At 60.8% G+C, this 17444-nt stretch carries 16 protein-coding genes; 6 read left to right on the top strand and 10 right to left on the bottom strand.

The features are described 5' to 3' along the window. Position 1: 1 nt before the first annotated feature. The 3 genes from ADU59_RS14500 to ADU59_RS14510 all read left to right on the top strand — a co-directional run bounded on the left by ADU59_RS14500 (position 2) and on the right by ADU59_RS14510 (position 4003). Positions 2 to 865: a serine hydrolase gene (locus ADU59_RS14500; protein WP_068954817.1), complete on the top strand. Its 864-nt coding sequence runs from the start codon at positions 2 to 4 to the stop codon at positions 863 to 865. Positions 866 to 889: 24 nt separating this feature from the next. Further along, entirely contained in the window at positions 890 to 2434 is a 1545-nt protein-coding gene (locus ADU59_RS14505; protein WP_068954818.1) for an ABC transporter substrate-binding protein, read from the top strand. Positions 2435 to 2560: 126 nt separating this feature from the next. Further along, complete coding sequence (locus ADU59_RS14510; protein ID WP_068954819.1) at positions 2561 to 4003, top strand: M20 family metallopeptidase; 1443 nt, start codon at positions 2561 to 2563, stop codon at positions 4001 to 4003. A gap of 24 nt (positions 4004 to 4027) precedes the next feature. On the opposite strand, the gene ADU59_RS14515 is transcribed toward ADU59_RS14510, so the two are convergent. Next, on the bottom strand, positions 4028 to 4576 hold the full coding sequence (locus ADU59_RS14515) for a cupin domain-containing protein (protein WP_068954820.1): 549 nt from the start codon (positions 4574 to 4576) through the stop codon (positions 4028 to 4030). Positions 4577 to 4718: 142 nt separating this feature from the next. Between ADU59_RS14515 and aptA the strand changes: the two genes are divergently transcribed. Next, positions 4719 to 6056, top strand: coding sequence for an omega-aminotransferase AptA (aptA, locus tag ADU59_RS14520; protein WP_068954821.1), 1338 nt, complete (start codon positions 4719 to 4721; stop codon positions 6054 to 6056). 55 nt (positions 6057 to 6111) lie between these two features. On the opposite strand, the gene ADU59_RS14525 is transcribed toward aptA, so the two are convergent. The 8 genes from ADU59_RS14525 to ADU59_RS14560 all read right to left on the bottom strand — a co-directional run bounded on the left by ADU59_RS14525 (position 6112) and on the right by ADU59_RS14560 (position 13482). Next, on the bottom strand, positions 6112 to 8001 hold the full coding sequence (locus ADU59_RS14525; RefSeq protein WP_068954822.1) for a bifunctional sugar phosphate isomerase/epimerase/4-hydroxyphenylpyruvate dioxygenase family protein: 1890 nt from the start codon (positions 7999 to 8001) through the stop codon (positions 6112 to 6114). 22 nt (positions 8002 to 8023) lie between these two features. Then, positions 8024 to 9061 (bottom strand): Gfo/Idh/MocA family protein, encoded by a 1038-nt coding sequence (locus ADU59_RS14530; RefSeq protein WP_068954823.1) that lies wholly within the window; start codon positions 9059 to 9061, stop codon positions 8024 to 8026. An 18-nt stretch (positions 9062 to 9079) separates the two neighbouring features. Continuing rightward, positions 9080 to 9529 carry a type II 3-dehydroquinate dehydratase gene (aroQ, locus tag ADU59_RS14535; RefSeq protein WP_068954824.1) on the bottom strand — a complete coding sequence of 150 codons (450 nt, stop codon included), beginning with the start codon at positions 9527 to 9529 and terminating at the stop codon, positions 9080 to 9082. 45 nt (positions 9530 to 9574) lie between these two features. Next, positions 9575 to 10456, bottom strand: coding sequence for a shikimate dehydrogenase (locus tag ADU59_RS14540; protein ID WP_068954825.1), 882 nt, complete (start codon positions 10454 to 10456; stop codon positions 9575 to 9577). Between the two features lie 14 nt (positions 10457 to 10470). After that, entirely contained in the window at positions 10471 to 11193 is a 723-nt protein-coding gene (locus tag ADU59_RS14545) for an amino acid ABC transporter ATP-binding protein (RefSeq protein ID WP_068954826.1), read from the bottom strand. Between the two features lie 64 nt (positions 11194 to 11257). After that, positions 11258 to 12100 (bottom strand): transporter substrate-binding domain-containing protein, encoded by an 843-nt coding sequence (locus ADU59_RS14550; RefSeq protein ID WP_068954827.1) that lies wholly within the window; start codon positions 12098 to 12100, stop codon positions 11258 to 11260. Positions 12101 to 12152: 52 nt separating this feature from the next. After that, a complete protein-coding gene (locus ADU59_RS14555) occupies positions 12153 to 12803 on the bottom strand; it encodes an amino acid ABC transporter permease (protein ID WP_068954828.1) in 651 nt (216 codons plus the stop codon). A 10-nt stretch (positions 12804 to 12813) separates the two neighbouring features. Further along, positions 12814 to 13482, bottom strand: a complete 669-nt coding sequence (locus tag ADU59_RS14560; protein WP_068954829.1) for an amino acid ABC transporter permease — start codon at positions 13480 to 13482, stop codon at positions 12814 to 12816. Positions 13483 to 13870: 388 nt separating this feature from the next. Here ADU59_RS14560 and ADU59_RS14565 point away from each other — a divergent pair, with 388 nt between their 5' ends. Further along, complete coding sequence (locus ADU59_RS14565; RefSeq protein ID WP_068954830.1) at positions 13871 to 14539, top strand: GntR family transcriptional regulator; 669 nt, start codon at positions 13871 to 13873, stop codon at positions 14537 to 14539. A 230-nt stretch (positions 14540 to 14769) separates the two neighbouring features. Beyond that, positions 14770 to 16161, top strand: coding sequence for an endo-1,3-1,4-beta-glycanase EglC (gene eglC / locus ADU59_RS14570; protein ID WP_068954831.1), 1392 nt, complete (start codon positions 14770 to 14772; stop codon positions 16159 to 16161). On the opposite strand, the gene pepT is transcribed toward eglC, so the two are convergent. Continuing rightward, positions 16158 to 17390 carry a peptidase T gene (gene pepT, locus ADU59_RS14575; RefSeq protein WP_068954832.1) on the bottom strand — a complete coding sequence of 411 codons (1233 nt, stop codon included), beginning with the start codon at positions 17388 to 17390 and terminating at the stop codon, positions 16158 to 16160. The two genes, eglC and pepT, sit on opposite strands and share 4 nt — an antisense overlap. Between the last annotated feature and the right edge of the window lie 54 nt (positions 17391 to 17444).

The raw sequence follows: 17444 nt of genomic DNA on the forward strand, positions 1-17444 counted from the left end.
TATGAACACGATGACGACTTCGAGCAAGGCGGCCGACCGGCTGAATGCGATTTGCGATGCGCAGTCCTTCATCACCCGCTACTGTGTCCGCAATCTGCTGACCGGCGAAACTTTTGGTCGTGGCGCGGACGAAGAGACCCCGTCCGCCAGCACCCGCAAGACCTCGATCATGATGGCAGCCCTCAAGGCCGTCGGCGAGGGGCGTCTCGATCTCGATGAGAAGATCGTCTACGAGCAGCGTCTCGCCGAGGAAGTGGCGAGCGGCATCTTCCGTTATCTGACGCCCGGCATCGTCATCTCGCTGCGCGACGCGATTACCGGCATGATGGTGCTGAGCGACAATGTCTGCACCAAGATGGTGTTCGAGCGGCTGACGTTGGAAGAGGTCGATCTCTATTGCAAGTCGATCGGCATGAGCGGAACCCATCACCGGTTCCTCATCCCGCCGCTGGCGCTGTCGCCGGATCATGCGCTGGGCGCGGTCACGACGACCACGGCCGCCGATCAGGTCATGCTCTTGCAGGCCATTCTCGATGCGCAGACGTCAGGGGAGGCGGCTGCCAAACTCGGCTGTTCGACCGAGCTTTGCCAATACGCGCTGCAAACCCTGAAAAACCAGGTGCTGCGTTACGGCATCCATTCGCGGCTGCCGTTCGAAACAAAGGTGGCGAGCAAGGGGGGGCGCGGCAAGCGCGGCCGCATGGACGCGGGCATCGTCTACCGCGACGGTGCGCCCTTCTACATCATCGCCGCCTATACCGATCAGGTGCCGCAGGCGATGCCGGACGGGACGCCGGGATACACGGTGTCTCTCGAAACCATCGGCAGGCTTTCGCGCGCCTGCTGGGACGAATTCCAGTCATAATCAACCATAAAAGAGGGTAGAACAATGAAAACCATTCTCCTTGCCGGTACCATGATGATGGTGCTGGCCGGTACGGCGGCGGCCCGCGATATCGTCGTGGCGCAAAGTTCCGATCTGCGCAGCAGCAATCCCGGCGTCAACCGCGACGGCAATACCGACGGTGTGATCCTCCATATCGTCGAAGGGCTCGTCGGCTATGCCAATAATGGCGAGGTCAAGCCGCTTCTCGCGGAAAGTGTCGACATGGCGCCGGACGGGCTCAGCTATACGTTCAAGCTGCGCGGCGGCGTGACGTTTCACAACGGCAAGGCTCTGACGGCGCAGGATGTCGTCTGGAACTGGAACCGCTACATGGACCCGCAGACCAAATGGACCTGCATCAAGGACTTCGACGGCAATGGCGCCGTGCATGTGACCGGTATCACGGCTGTGGACGCATCGACCGTGACGATGACGCTGGAAAGGCCGTCGGCGGTTTTCCTCGGCCTGATGTCACGGCCCGAATGTGGCTATACCGGCATCATCTCTCCCGATTCCGTTGCTGCCGACGGTACGTTCGACAAGCCGATCGGAACCGGTCCATTCCAGTGGGACACGTGGAAGAAGGGCGAATACGTTCACCTTGCCAAGTTTGACGGTTATGTCTCGCCGAAGAACGACGGCAAGCCGGACGGCATGGTGGGATCGAAGCGGCCGCTGGTTGACGGCATCAAGTTCATGGTCATTCCCGATGCTTCGACGGTCAAGGCCGGCCTGCAATCGGGCGTGCTGGATACGGCTGAAATCTCTCCCGATCTCATCCCGGAATTCAAGGATAGCGACAAGACTCAGCTGATCATTGCCCGCAACAACGGCAAGAACCTGTTCTATATCCAGACCCGCGATCCGGTGCTCGGCAAGCCCGCCATCCGCCGCGCCATGGCACAGGCGCTGGATCTCGACCAGCTGGTCGCAGCCGCGTCGAACGGCACCGGCGAAGCGAACGGTTCGATGGTCTCCTCCGATTCCGTCTATTTCAGCGACGTGCAGAAGAAGCGCCTTCCTTACGATCTGGACGCGGCGAAGAAGGAGCTCGACGCGGCCGCCTACAAGGGCGAGCCGATCAGCATCATTGCCAACAAGCGCGGCAACGTGCCGAGCTTCTCGGCGGCCGTGATGGCGCAGGCGATGCTGCAGCAGATCGGGCTCAACGTGCAGATCGAGGTGCTCGATTATGCAACACAGGTCGATCGCCGCCGTTCGGGCAACTACCAGATCATCTCGCAGTCCGTCGCCCCGCGTCTCGATCCGGCGCTGATGTACAGCTTTTATGTCGGCGACAAGGACAAGAATGCCTCGCTGATGTGGGACGATCCGAAGGCACGGGAACTGATGAAGGCTGCCTATGGCGAGATCGATCCGAAGAAGCGCCAGGCCATTTTCGACGCGTTCCATGAGCTGATGCTGCAGGAAATGCCGGGCATCTTCCTCTACGACATGGTCGATGTCTGGGGTGCGACCAAGGCGCTGAAGGGCCAGCCGGTCTGGCAGTCCAATGCGCGCCTCTGGGAAGTGTCGCTCGACAAATAAGCCGCGAGCAGACTGCGCCGCTGCGGCGGCGCATCTCTCCTGCTCTTTGAACATGATTGAAGCTGGCGGAGACCGATCCGCCGGCCAGGATTTCCGACGCCAAAAGGCGCGGATGCGAGGATACACATGCCCGATAAATCGTCCCTGCTTTCCCTGGCTGCCGCCATCGATGGAATGGCGCCGCAGTTTACCGCTCTGAGCGATCAGATCTGGGCGTTGGCGGAGCTGAAATTCGACGAATACCGGTCGTCGGCGTTGCTCATCGAGACGCTTGAGCAAAACGGGTTTTCCGTGCGCCGCAATGTCGCCGATATGGAAACGGCGTTCATCGGCGAATACGGCAGCGGCAAGCCCGTCATCGCCTTTCTCGGCGAATTCGATGCGCTGGCCGGCATGAGCCAGGTTGCCGGCGTGGACACCCAGCAGGCCCTGTCGCCGGATGGCACGGGCCATGGCTGTGGCCACAACCTGCTTGGAGCCGGATCGCTGCTTGCGGCGATTACCCTGGCAAAGCACTTGAAGGCCGAGAATCTTCCGGGCACCGTGCGCTACTACGGCTGCCCCGGAGAAGAGGGCGGTTCCGGCAAGACCTTCATGGTGCGCGCCGGCACCTTTGCCGATGTCGATGCGGCGCTGACATGGCATCCGGCGCCGTTCAACGGGGTCCGTTCGACCAACAATCTGGCGGTCATCGAAACCTATTACCGATTCAAGGGGGTGGCGGCGCATGCGGCCAACAGCGCCCATCTCGGCCGCTCCGCGCTCGACGCCGTCGAACTGATGAATGTCGGCGTCAATTTCCTGCGTGAGCACATGCCGCAGGATTGCCGTGTCCATTATGCCATCACCGATGCCGGTGGCCGTGCCGCCAATGTCGTGCAGGCCAAGGCGGAAGTGCTTTACCTGATCCGCGCGCCGGAAATGGCGCAGGCGCTGGCACTGGCCGAGCGGGTCGAGAAGGTTGCCCGGGGGGCTGCCATGATGACCGAGACAGACGTCGAGACCATTTTCGATACCGCCTCGACCAATCTGCTTCCCAACCTTACGCTCGAAAATGCGATCCACGACAACATGGTTGCTCTCGGCCCCGTGCCGTTTGACGAGACCGACATCGCTTTCGCTAAGAAAATCCAGGCAACCTTTACCGACGAGGCGATCAAAAGCAGCATTCGCCTGTACCAGATCAAGAGCGACGTTTTCTCCAACGACAAGATCGATGGTTCAACAGCCTTGCATCTGGGCTTGCGGGCCTTCGAAGGCCAGTCGCATTTCCGGGCCGGTTCGACCGATGTCGGCGATGTCAGCCGGGTGACGCCAACGGCACAATGCTGGGCGCCCGCCTGGGCGATCGGCACCAATCCGCACACATGGCAGGTGGTGGCGCAGGGACGAAGCCCGGCGGCGCATAAGGCCATGGTGCATGCGGCAAAGGTGCTGGCGGCCACCGGCCTCGATTTGATGACGTCGGAAAAGCTTCGTGATGACGCGAAGGCGGAGTGGCACAACAAGATGGATGGGCAAGCCTATGTTTGCCCGATTCCGGCTGACGTTTATCCTCAGAAACACTAGTTTCTGCCGGGACGGCCTGGCCGGTCAGAATGTCGGCGGCGTGCAGGCGCTGATGATCTCGCACGCAACCGGGCCGACGCAGCGGAAGCGATGGGGGCGGCGGCTTTCGAAATAATAGGCGTCGCCGGGTCCGAGAATCCGGCGTTCGTCGTCGACGGTGACCTCAAGGCGCCCGGATAGAACAATCCCGCCCTCTTCGCCGTCGTGCACCAGCGGTACTTTGCCGGTATCGGCGCCGGGTTGATAACATTCCTTGAGAATCTGCAGGCTGCGGCCGAACAGGCTGTCGCCGACCTGGCGGTAGGAGATCGGTCCCTTGCCGATCTCGACCAGTTCCTCTGCCTGATAGAAGGCCTTCTTCGGGCGCTCCGGCTCGAATGCGAAAAATTCCGCAAGTCCTATGGGGATGCCATCGAGGATGCGCTTCAGTGCACCCACGGATGGATTGGAGGAATTGGACTCGATCAGCGAGATCGTCGAATTCGTCACGCCCGCCCGCTTGGCCAGCTCCCGCTGCGACAGATTGTTGAGGATGCGCAGATGGCGCAATCGGTTTCCGATATCGACCGACATGGATTTTCCTGTTTCGCCTGTTCGAAATATCGAAACTATTACATATCGTGCCACGTATTTTCAACGGTTTATGGCTCAATAGAAAAGGACTTGTTTGGTTATATGAAATCATGGCGTCATCACGGCCTCACAGGAGGTCGCCATGAACCAGCACAACAGACAGAACACCCCGGTACTCGACAGCTACTGGATGCCGTTTACCGCCAACCGGCAATTCAAGGCGGCACCGCGCCTGCTCGCTTCGGCCGAGGGCATGCACTATACCAGCGTCGATGGACGCAAGATCCTCGACGGGACGGCAGGTCTCTGGTGCGTCAATGCCGGCCACGGCCGCCGCCAGATCGCCGCTGCGGTCGAGCGCCAGCTTTCCACGCTGGATTTCGCGCCCTCCTTCCAGATGGGCCATCCGATCGCCTTCGATTTCGCCGAGCGGCTGGCGGAGATTGCGCCCGGCGGGGCGGACGGCAAGCTCGACCGTGTGTTCTTCACCGGCTCCGGCTCGGAGTCCGTCGATACCGCGCTCAAGATCGCGGTCGCCTACCAGCGCTCGATCGGGCAGGGCACGCGGACACGGCTGATCGGCCGTGAGCGCGGCTATCATGGCGTCGGTTTCGGCGGTATTTCGGTGGGCGGTCTGGTCAACAACCGCCGCGTCTTTCCGCTCATTCCCGGCACCGACCATCTGCGCCATACCCATGACCTGGCGAAGAATGCCTTCGTGAAGGGGCAGCCCGAGCATGGCGCCGAACTTGCCGACGATCTCGAAAGACTGGTCGCCTTGCATGGCGCGGAAACCATCGCCGCCTGCATCGTCGAACCCGTCGCCGGCTCGACCGGCGTGCTGATCCCGCCGAAGGGCTATCTCGAGCGGCTGCGCAAGATCTGCACAGCGCACGGCATATTGTTGATTTTCGACGAGGTGATCACCGGATTCGGCCGCCTCGGTGCCTCGTTCGCCACGGATTATTTCGGCGTGACGCCCGATCTCGTCACCACGGCGAAAGGCCTCACCAACGGTGCTATTCCGATGGGTGCAGTCTTTGCGAGCCGCAAGGTGCACGATGCGCTGATGCATGGGCCGGAAGGCCAGATCGAGCTTTTCCACGGCTATACCTATTCCGGCCATCCGGCAGCCTGTGCGGCCGGCATCGCAACGCTGGATATCTACCGCGACGAAGATCTTTTGACGCGCGCGGCGGCCCTGCAGGACGACTGGCACGAGGCGATGCACTCGCTGAAGGGGCTTCCCCATATCGCAGACATCCGGACGATCGGCCTGATTGCCGGCATTGAGCTCACGTCCCGTGAAGGCGCTCCCGGCGCACGGGCCTACGACGTCTTCGTCGATTGCTTCGAACGCGGCCTTCTCATCCGCGTCACCGGCGACATCATCGCCTTTTCGCCGCCGCTGATCGCGGAGAAATCCCATATCGAGGACATCGTCTCGATCCTGGGCGATGCCCTGAAACGGGCGCAGTAATCCCAGCCAGCATGAGGCGCTCCGGAACGTTTCCGGGCGCCTCCGCCATAGCCATTCACTCTTTCGGCAGTCCTGCCGGCCTCAGATGCTTTCTGAGCGCCGCGATCCGGAAGATGGCGTTGGCCGCGCCATAGCCGCGATAGCCGCGCCGCTCGACGATTTCGAAGAAAAAGCCTTCGCCATAGGTCGGGCTGTAGAGCTGGAAATATTCGCCGTGCTCGTCACGGTCGTAGAGGATATTGCTGGTTTTCAGCCGTTCGGTCAGGTGAGGATCGAGGCCGAAGCGGGCTTCGAGGTCGTCATAATAGTTGGGCGAAATGTGGAGTGCGGTAAAGCCGTTGGCGGCAAGCGCCTGTGCCGTTGCGAAAATATCCTTTGTCTCGAAGGCCAGGTGCTGGATGCCGGAACCGAAGGTCTCGGCGATGAAATGGCCGGCCAGCGTGTTGCGGTTTTCCGCCCCGTTCATGGTGATCCTGAGCGATCCATCGGCGTTTTCCACGACCTGGCTGCGCACGATCCCCGAGGGATCGATGATGTCGACCACCGGCGTCTTATGTGCTTCGAAGATCGAGGTGTAGAAGAGCAGCCAGGTCAGCAACTCGTCGTAGCGCATCGTCTGGGCGATGTGGTCGATGGCCACGAGGCCAGCTGCCTGTCCCGGCGCATCATCGATCAGCGGGTCGAACTCGATCTCCCAGATGCGGCCAAGGTCCGATGCCCTGTCGAGGAAATAGAGTACGCCGCCGCCGATGCCGCGCACGGCCGGCATTTCGATTTCGCCGGCATCGAGTGGTTGTTCGAAGCGTTCGGCCCCCAGCGCAACCGCCCTTGCCAGGGCATCGCGGGCATTGTCCACCACCAGTCCCATCGCATAGGCCGATGCGCCATGGACAAGGTAGGACGATCCGGCAAAGCCGCGCTCGTCGGTGTTGACGACAAGGTTGATGCCACCCTGGCGAAAGAGCGTCACATTTTTGGTCTTGTGCCTTGCAGTCTTGCGAAAGCCGAGGTTGCCGAGCAGCGTTTCCAGCTGCGGCGCCTCCGCCTCCTCCACGGTAAACTCGATGAAGGCAACGCCCTCGACTGTGCTGCGCGGCGGCATCTGCGGGACGGGCAGGGCGGCATCGGGCTCGGCGCGTTTCACCTGATCGCCGAGATAGATCAGCGACCGGCGGCCATCCACGGCGATCGCGATGGGCGATCCGCCGCGGAACTGATCGTTGAAAATCTCCAGCGAAAGATAACCGTCGTAGCCGGTGGCGGCCACCGCTTTCATGAAGTCCAGCACGGGCAAGTCGCCCTCGCCGGGCATGTTGCGGAAATGACGGCTCCAATAGAGCAGATCCATGTCGATCAGCGGCGCATCGGCAAGCTGGATGATGAAGATCTTTTCCTTCGGGATCGAGCGGATCGAATTGACATCGATCTTGCGCGACAGCGTGTGGAAGCTGTCGAGGATCAGTCCGATATTTGGATGATCGGCACGACGGACGATTTCCCAGGCATCCCTGTGGTCGTTGATATGACGGCCCCAGGCCAGCGCCTCGTAGCCGACGCGAAGGTTTCGTTTGGCAGCCCGTTCGCCCAGTTCGTGAAAATCGGCCGCGGCCCTGTCCAGTCCTCCGAGCGCTGCCGGCGAGACGTTGGAGCAGACGAGCACCAGATCGGTGCCCATTTCCTGCATCAGGTCGAACTTGCGCTCGGCCCGGTCGAATGTGCGGCTGCGCAAGGGTTCGGGCATGCCTTCGAAATCGCGGAAGGGCTGGAACAGGGTGATCTCCAGCCCATGGTCGCGCACCATGTTTCCGACCTGCTTCGGGCTTTCGTCGAAAATCAGGAAGTCGTTCTCGAAGATCTCGACCCCGTCGAAACCAGCCTTGGCAATCGCCTCGAGTTTCTGCTTGAGATCGCCGCTCAACGAGACGGTGGCTATCGAAGTTTTCATCGACCTGCTCCTCTGACCATTTCTATCCGATAAGGATACGCTCGCCGCTTGCGGCCGATTGCTTGACCGCGGTGATGACTTTCAGCGTTTTCAGCCCTTCGCGGCCGCTGACCAATGGTGCTTCTTCGCCGCGGATGACGCTGCAAAACTGGCGGATCTGCAGGGCCAGCGGGTCTTCGTCCTCAACCGCGGCACGGTGTCTCTCGAACGGTTCCCACCAGCTGCGTTTGACGCCGTTCTTCCAGACCTCCAGCGCGGGGATTGTCAGCGATCCATGGGTGCCGCCGATCACGTAGCAGGCCTCTTCGGTTTTTGGATAGGCCGGGTTTTCGCCCGTCGTCATTTCCCAGCTCCAGGGGGCGACGACCGAATCCGACACGGATGCGGTCGCCAGCAGCCCGCTGGCAAACTCCAGCAGGATCACGGCCGTTTCTTCGACGACGTTCTTGCGAATGGCGTTGGATTCCCGCGCCTGGACGGCAACGATGTCGCCAAAGAGATAGCGCAGATTGTCGACGTCGTGGATGAGGTTGACGAAAACCGGGCCGGCGCCGGCCTGCCGCCGCCAGCCGATGTCGAAATAGTCGTCCGGCTTGAACAGCCAGAACATCGCATTGGCGACGAGGATGCGGCCCAGTTCGCCGCTGTCGATGATCTCCTTGGCCTTCTGCATCATCGGATTGTGGCGGCGGTGATGGCCGGTGAGGAGGGCCACACCGGCTGCTTCGGCCGCTTGGATGAGCTTTTCGCCGGCGGCGATATCGTCCGCGATCGGCTTTTCGATCAGGGCGGGCACACCGGCGGCGATGGCCTCAAGGCCGTTTTCGACGTGAAGCTGATTGGGCGTTGCAACGATGACGCCATCGGCGCGCTCGACGGCCATCATGGCGGAGAAGCTTGGAAACCAAGCCACGCCTGCTTCCGACGCGACCTGCTGCCCGAGCGGCGTCGGATCGACCACGGCAGAAAGCTCGGCCTGCGGCTCGGCGAGCACATGCTGGATGTGCCTTTTGCCGATCAAACCGGCCCCGAGAACCGCAAGCTTCACTGTCCGTTGCATCCGAAAGTCCCTTTGCGTCTACTTCTTTTCTGCGGCCTTGATCAGGCTTGCCAGCCTTCGGATCGCCAGCTGATAGCCTTCCGTTCCGAGCCCGGCGATGACGCCGTCGGCGCGTTGCGAGACGAAGGAGTGGTGGCGAAAGGCCTCGCGCTTGTGGACGTTGGAAATATGCACCTCGATCACCGGCTGTTCGAAGGCGTTCAGCGCATCGAGAAGGGCGACGGAGGTGTGGCTGAAGGCCGCCGGGTTGATGACGATGCCGGCAGCGTCTTCACGCGCTTCATGGATCCAGTCGATGATCTCATATTCGCGGTTGCTCTGGTGAAAGCGGATGTCATGACCGAGCTCCAAGGCGACGTGGCGGCAGTCGGCCTCGATATCGGCAAGTGTCTCATGGCCGTAGATATGCGGCTGGCGCTTGCCGAGCAGGTTGAGGTTCGGGCCGTTGAGAACGTAGATCAGGCTCATTGTTCTTTCCTTTTGCGGATCACGAAGCCGGGTCCGGTCGTTCCGCTATGAGGCTTTGCAGAGTTCGGTGAAATGGTCGGTCATGCGCGCGGCATCGGGTTCGACGCCGCTGAAGAGCTTGAAGGCGGCGGCAGCCTGAAACACCGTCATCCCGCCCCCCGGCAGGGTGCGGCAGCCGAGACGGGTGGCAAGGGCCAGAAGCTCGGTCGTGAGCGGCATGTAGACGATATCCGCGACCCAATGGCGTGGCTCCAGCCAGCTTGCCTCGATCGGCAGACCCGGATGGTCCTTCATGCCCGTCGGCGTCGCGTGGATAAGGCCATTGGCAGATCGCATGGCTTTGCCGACATCGGTGACCGCCAGGGCGCGCCCAGTGGAAAACCGGCTGTTCAGATCATCGGCGAGGCGCTCTGCGCGGGACACATCCTGATCGAAGATCGACAAGTGCTCGATGCCGAGTTTCATTGCGGCATGGGCAACGGCGACACCGGCGCCGCCGGCGCCCAGAAGCACCGCGTGCTGGCGTGGCACATCGGGAAGGTTGCGCTGAAAGCTCTCGTAGAAGCCATACCAGTCGGTGTTGTGCCCGGTCCTCTTGCCGTCCTTGAACACCACCGTGTTGACGGCGCCCAGCATCCGGGCGTCTTCGGACAGGTCGGTCAGATATTCCAGAACGATCTGCTTGCAGGGATGGGTGATGTTGCTGCCGGCAAAGCCGCGGGCCTCCTCTTCGGCCAGCAGATCCGGCAGGGCGCTGGGCGGCAGCCCGCGCTCGGCAAGATCGAGAAGTTCGTAGCGATAATCGAAGCCCTGCAGCGCGCCCTCGCGTTCGTGGAGGGCGGGGGTTTTCGACGTCTGGATGCCAGCGCCGATCAATCCCACCAGCACTGCGCGCTGTGTCCGTGATGTTCCATTCGAACCGGTCATTGTGGGTATTCGCCTTAGTGATGTGCCAGGATTTCGCCGAGGAAGGCCTGGGTGCGTGGATGCGTGGGGTTGCGGAAGAACGTTTCCGGCGGCGCCTCTTCGATGATCTCGCCAGAAGCCATGAAGATCACGCGGTCGGCGACCTGCCGGGCAAAGCCCATTTCATGGGTGACACAGATCATCGTCATGCCGTCCTTGGCCAGACCGATCATGGTGTCGAGGACTTCCTTGACCATCTCGGGATCGAGTGCGCTGGTCGGCTCGTCGAACAGCATGGCTTTCGGCTCCATGCAGAGCGCACGGGCAATGGCCACGCGCTGCTGCTGTCCGCCGGAAAGCTGGGCGGGGAATTTGTCGGCCTGATCGAGAATCCGGACGCGTTCGAGATATTTGCGGGCGATTGCCTCGGCATCCGCTTTTTTGGTGCCGCGAACCCGCATCGGGGCAAGCGAGCAGTTTTCCAGGATGGTCATATGCGGGAAGAGGTTGAAGTTCTGGAATACCATGCCGACCTCGCGGCGCACGGCATCGATGGATTTGCCGCTGTCATCCAGCTTGGTCCCTTCGACCATGATCGTGCCTCTCTCGATTTTCTCGAGCGCATTGATGCAGCGGATGAGGGTGGATTTGCCGGAGCCGGACGGTCCGCAAAGAACGATCTTCTCGCCTTTGCGGACTGTCAGATTGATGTTTTTCAACGCATGGAATGCGCCGTACCATTTGTCCACACCCTCCATGGAGAGGAGCGGGCTCTGATCGTCAGCTGCGTGCGGCACGGCGCGGCTCCTTGCGTTTTCGGTCTTAGTTGATGGTGAAGGGGATGTTCGGCAGGCTCTCGGGGAACTTCGGAACCTCCACCTTCATCCACTTGGCATAGACCTTGGCGTGTTCGCCGTTCGCCATGATCTTGTCGAGGAAGGCATTGGCAGCTTCGTTCCAGTCCTTTTCGCCAAGACGGGTGCCGACGCCGTTATAGGTCCGCACGAAGTCGATCTTGCGCTCGTAGGTGCCGGCGCTCGCCGCATCGAGCCGCTCCATGTAGAACACGTTGCCGCCGACGGCCTGAACCTGGCCGGACAGCAGCGCCTGAATGGTGGCTGCGTCATCATCGAAGCGGCGGACCGTTGCGTTGGAGCCGACCGCATCGGTGACGGCCTTATCCTGCGCGCTTGACCGCGGCACGCCGATCTCGATGCCTGAAAGGTCGGTGACCTCGGCCATCTTCTTGTCCTTCGGTCCGTAGAGCGAGATCATGTTGCCGGCATAGGGCTTGCTGTACTGGATCGATTTGGCGCGTTCCTCGGTCATCGCCATGGTGGCGAACAGGATATCGACCTTGCCGGTGACGAGCGCCGGGATGCGGTTGGCGACCGCCAGCGGCGTGAACTCGACCTCGACCCCGAGTTCCTTGGCAAAGAGCTTGGCGATATCGGCATCGAAACCATCCTGGACGCCGCTCGAATTGACGAAGCCCCAGGGGGCGTTGTCGCCCTGAATGCCGACGACGACCTTGCCCTTGGCTTTGACTTCTTCGACGGTTGCGGCCTGCGCGGACATGGGCGAAAGCCACGGGGCCATCACCAGGGCTGCGGCTGCAAACAGAATTCCACGGCGCTTCAGGCCGGTCTTGAAGCTGCTGATCATTACCTTCTCCTCCTTGGTTGATAAGAGCTTGTGCATGCGTTGGATTGCCAACTTACCGGACGGCCTTGGCCATCCGATTTTCCAGCCGGGCCCCATAGAGAGACAGGGGCCAGCAAATGATGAAGTAGATCGCGCCGACGATGCCGAAGATCAGCAGCGGCCTGTAGGTCTGGTTGGAAACGATCTGTCCGGCGCGGGCGAGCTCGATAAAGCCGACGATGGCGGCGAGCGACGTGCCCTTGATCAGCTGGACGAGGAAACCGATCGTTGCCGGCAGCGAGACCTTGAAGGCTTGCGGTAGAACCACATCCTTCATGCGCGAAAAATAGTGGAGACCCAGCGCATTGGCGGCTTCCGTCTGGCCCTTCGGGATGGCCTGGATGCCACCACGCCAGATCTCTCCGAGAAAAGCGCTGGCATGCAGCGTGAAGGCGATGGCAACGGCCATCCAGGCCTCGATGCTGACGCCGAGAAGCGCAATGCCGTAATAGACGACGAACAGCTGCATCAGCAGGGGCGTGCCCTGAAAGACGGAGATGTAGCTGGCGGCGATCTTGCGGAACACCGATCGTTCCGAGGTGCGGGCAAGAGCAATGGCAAGACCGAACAGTCCGCCGCCGATGAAGCCGATCGCTGACAGGAGCAGGGTCCACTTCAGGCCCTGCAACAGGAACAGCATTTCGTTTTGGCCGATAACACCCATCGTCTCGTCCTCACCGCACCGGATAGCTGAAGAAATGCCGCGAGATCAGCGCAAACAGCCCCATCATCATCCAGGAGATGACGAGGTACATGAGCGTGATGGTGAAATAGACCTCGAAGCTGCGGAACGTGTCGGACTCGATGATCTGCGCTACGGAGGTCAGCTCGTAAGCAGCGATGGAGGTGCAGACCGATGTCGTCAGCGTCAGCATGATGAACTGGCTGGTCAAGGAGGGGTAGATTGCCCGCAGCGCCGGCTTCAGCACGATCAGGCGGAAGACCTGCGCCTTGTGCAGGCCAAGCGCCAGGCCGGCTTCGACCTGGCCCCTGTGGATGCTGTCGACGCCGCCGCGAATGATCTCGATGGCATAGGCGCCGCCGTTGAGTCCCAGTGCGATGATTGCTGTCACGGTGGGATTGAGGCGAACCCCCATCATCGGCAGGGCAAAGAAGATGAAGAAGATCTGGACCAGGAACGGCGTGTTGCGGATCACTTCGACGAAGGCGATGACCGCGCCACGCAAGGGGCGGATGGCCGAGGTTCTGGCTGCGACGCCGAGAACGCCGATGACCAGCGCCAGCGACATACCCGCAAGCGCAAGACCGATCGTCGCCATCGCCGCCACCAGAAGGTCGGGCATCTTTTCCAGAACAACGCTGAAATCCAGCACGTAGTTCATGATCTCGTCTCTCCTCCCGCAACCGTCCTCCTCGACGCGCAGCGAGGGAGCGATTTTTGTCATTCATGCCACTCGGGAAATGCGAAATCAATATATGATCGTAAAAACATATGATATTTTTATAATCATATGGTGATTATGGCGTCGATCGACGGTTGTTGATGCCATATTCTGTGGGGCATTTGATGTCGATACCGGTCGGGCGAGCTGATTCAGGAGTGGTTTTGCGAAGCTGAAGACAGCCGCGCTGCTGGTCATTTCGAATGCGCACAAGGAACAGCCGCGGCCGGCTCGAATTGTTTCGCGATCACGATGAGCAGTCGCTTGAATTCCTGTGAGCGATGCGATTATATCAGATGATCTTCAAATCCTATGAGAAATGGCAAGAATGTCCGCCATAGACCCTGCACCGGAAAGCATCGGAGAAAGCGCGTATCGTCGGATACGGGCCGACATCATATTCGGTCGGGTGACGCCCGGTCAGAAACTCAAACTCGACCGTTTGAAGGATACCTACGGAACAAGCATCAGCACGCTCCGCGAAATTCTGAACAGGCTTTCTTCAGAAGGGCTTGTTCTTGCAGAAGGGCAGCGCGGCTTCGAAGTGTCGCCGGTCTCCGTTGCTGATCTGAAGGAGGTGGCCGCGCTGCGCCTGCTGCTGGAGACGCATGCGCTCGAACAATCCATTGCCGATGGCGACATGGAGTGGGAGGCCCGTCTCGTCTCGGCCCACTACAAGCTGGCCAGTATGGAGCGCCGCATGAAGGCGGGTGACATGAGCCAATCCGAAACATGGAAACGCTACGACTGGGAATTCCATCAGGCCCTGATTTCGGCCTGCGGCTCCAAATTGCTGATGGAAACCCACGCGGCGGTGTTCGACAAATATCTGCGCTACCAGATGGTCGCACTTTCCTATCGCGGCGATATCGCTGCCAACGAGCATCAGACCCTTCTGGACTGCGCCTTGCGCCGTGACGCCGAGGCAGCCAAGCAGGTTCTCGCTGTCCATATCCAGGCAGGCGTCGTGCACGCCCTGGCAGCCGGATCGCTGTAGCCGGCCGTCGACTCCGTCTTGCGAACACGATTTCGAGCCGCCTGTCGCTGCCCCAGAATGGGAACGGCTTATCCCCGCGTTAACGTCCCCTGACTGTTTGCCGCAGCTCACGACAATCCTTGGTTGGGAAAATGCTGCGTTGCGGTAGTCTGGCACTGCCGAGGTGCCGATTTTATCAATCTGGAATGGTTGCCGCCGGCTGTCATCAGCAGCATTGACGGGAGACGGCCATGCGCAAAACGGTTCTGAACGCCCTTGGGGAAACGCTGTTCTACAGCGACAGTTCGAGCGGGTTTTTCTCGGCGACCGGCTCCGGCCCGACATTGTATGGGACGGCGGGCAATGATTCCATGTGGGGCGACAGCGCCGTGAACGTCACGATGAGCGGCGGCACGGGCGACGATATCTACTACCTCTATTCGGCGATCAACCGAGCCTATGAGGCGGCGGGCGAGGGGATAGACACGATCAGCACCTGGATGAGCTACACCCTGCCGGACAACTTCGAAAACCTCATCGTCACCGGCGACCTGCGCCATGCCTTTGGAAATTCCGCCGACAACATCATCACGGGTGGCACGGGGCGGCAGACGATCGACGGCGGTGCTGGCAATGATGTGCTCACCGGCGGCGGCGGCGCGGATACCTTCATTTTCAGCAAGGGCAACGGCAGCGACCTGATCACCGATTTTGCCGCCGACGATACCGTCCGGCTGAACGGTTACTCCCTGACATCCTTTGACCAGCTTCTTAGCAATACCACGCAGGAGGGAGCCAATCTCCGGCTCGATCTTGGCGATGGCGAAAGCCTGGTCTTTGCCGACACGACGGCGTCCGATCTGAATGCCGGTCAATTCGAACTGAGCCTTGATCGCTCCGCCCTGACGCAGACGTTCAACGACAACTTCGATACACTTTCGCTGGTCAATGGAACGAGCGGCGTCTGGGAAGCAAAATACTGGTGGGCGCCGGACAAGGGCGCGACCTTGACGGAAAATGGCGAACTGCAGTGGTACGTCAATCCGCTCTATGCGCCGACATCCGCCGTCAACCCGTTTTCCATCGATAACGGGGTGCTGACGATCACCGCGGAACAGACGCCCGCCTCGATCAGCGCGGAAGTCGAAGGATATGACTATACCTCGGGCATGCTGACGACCCACGCATCCTTTGCGCAGACCTACGGCTATTTCGAAATCCGCGCCGATATGCCGGACGACAAAGGCGTATGGCCGGCTTTCTGGCTGCTTCCGGAGGATGGCTCCTGGCCGCCGGAGCTGGACGTCGTGGAAATGCGTGGTCAGGATCCGAACACCGTGCACGTGACCGTTCACTCGAACGAGACAGGCTCGCAGACCTCGGTTTCCTCCGCCGTCAGCGTCTCCGATACGGAAGGCTTCCACACCTATGGCGTCCTGTGGCAGGAGGACGAGATCGTCTGGTATATCGACGACGTTGCCGTTGCCCGCGCCGATACGCCCTCCGACATGCATGAGCCGATGTATATGCTGGTCAATCTCGCCGTCGGAGGCATGGCCGGTACGCCGACGGATGGCCTTCCCGATGGTTCGGAAATGAAGATCGACTATATCCGTGCCTATACGCTGGACGATCTCGCCTAGCTGCGCTCTTCCCAGACCTTCGCGAGTTCGACGATGGTCTGGACGGCCTTTTCCATGTCCTGCCGGCTGATCCATTCCAGCGGCGAGTGGAAAGCGTGGCCGCCAGCGAAGATGTTGGGGCAGGGCAGGCCCATGAACGACAGGCGCGAACCATCGGTCCCGCCGCGGATACTGCCGCGCACCGGCGCCATGCCCGCGCGGCGGATGGCTTCGACGGCGTTGTCGACGATTTCCGGATGGCGGTCGAGCACGATCTTCATGTTGCGATACTGTTGCTTGACCTCGAACGTGTAGGAGGAGCCGGGATAATCCGGCATGACATCTTTCACGATCGCCTCGATCATCGCTTCCTTTGCCGCAAGACCTTCGTCATCGAAGTCGCGGACAATCAGGCTGATGGTTGCCTTCTCCATCGAGCCGGTAACGCCCGTGGGGTGAACGAAGCCCTCCTTGCCGGACGTCGTTTCGGGCGCAACATGCTTCGGCAGCCGGTCGATGATGGCGCCGGCGATCTTGATGGCGTTTTCCATCTTGCCCTTGGCAAAGCCCGGATGGATGGCAACGCCCTGAATGCCGATCTCGACGCCATCTGCCGAAAATGTCTCGTCCTCGATATGACCGGCCGTTTCACCGTCCATGGTGTAGGCGAACTGCGCACCCAGCTTTTCAAGGTCGACTTTATCGACACCGCGCCCGATTTCTTCATCCACGGTGAAGAGGAGCTTGATCGCCCCGTGCTTGATACTCGGACTGTCGATCAGGAATTGCGCTGCCGTCATGATCTCGGCAAGGCCGGCCTTGTCGTCGGCGCCAAGCAAGGTCGTGCCGTCGGTGGTGATGATGTCGTTGCCGATCTGGTCGCGCAGTGCGGGATGATCGGCAACGCGGATGATCTGCTGCGGATCGCCTGAAAGCTGGATATCGCCGCCGGCATAGCTGCGGATCAACTGTGGCTTGACGTTCGTTCCGGTGAAATCGGGCGCCGTATCCATGTGCGAGCAGAAGCAGATGACGGGCACCGGCTTGTCGACATTCGATGGAATGGTCGCATAGACGTAGCCGTGTTCGTCCATATGCGCATCCGAAAGGCCGATGGTCAGCAGTTCCTCGACCAGTATCCGGCCAAGGGTCTTCTGCTTTTCGGTCGACGGCTGTGTTGCCGATTTGGGATCGGACTGGGTGTCGATGACGACGTAGCGGAGGAAGCGATCGGTCACGGTGTCGGTCATGGGCTGGCTCCATTGCGGGTGCGTCCGGTGCCTTTCTGTAGCCTTGACCAGTGC

This window comes from Pararhizobium polonicum (assembly GCF_001687365.1).
Classification (GTDB): domain Bacteria; phylum Pseudomonadota; class Alphaproteobacteria; order Rhizobiales; family Rhizobiaceae; genus Pararhizobium; species Pararhizobium polonicum.